Below are 408 nucleotides of genomic sequence, written 5' to 3'. Positions count from 1 at the left end.
TCTAACTTTCTATTACATACCCAAATTTTTAAAGAACGATCTAATCAAAAGATCAGAAATCAACATTCACCATCATTCGATGGAATGTTCATTTCTAAGCTTTACGACAAGTAAGCAGTAATGGTGGAGCCAAACGGGATCGAACCGTTGACCTCCTGCGTGCAAGGCAGGCGCTCTCCCAGCTGAGCTATGGCCCCATATTTCTACAGGTGCTTCCAAACAAAATTGGTGGGTCTGGGCAGATTCGAACTGCCGACCTCACCCTTATCAGGGGTGCGCTCTAACCAACTGAGCTACAGACCCAATTTTGGTCTACTGCTATCGTCTTCTTCAATGAATCAAGCAATTCGTGTGGGAACTTATGGAGCAGCTGATGTCGTCGATTAAGGAGGTGATCCAGCCGCAGGT

General features: G+C 46.1%; 2 tRNA genes. Both read right to left on the bottom strand.

Annotated elements, in window-relative coordinates:
• Positions 1-121: 121 nt before the first annotated feature.
• Positions 122-197 (bottom strand) — tRNA-Ala (locus tag GHN92_RS23650).
• A 29-nt stretch (positions 198-226) separates the two neighbouring features.
• Positions 227-303, bottom strand: a tRNA-Ile gene (locus GHN92_RS23645).
• Positions 304-408: the final 105 nt, after the last annotated feature.

This window comes from Pseudomonas sp. FSL R10-2964, from assembly GCF_009600035.1.
GTDB lineage: Bacteria > Pseudomonadota > Gammaproteobacteria > Pseudomonadales > Pseudomonadaceae > Aquipseudomonas > Aquipseudomonas bubulae.
This window is presented reverse-complemented; position numbering and strand designations above follow the sequence as displayed.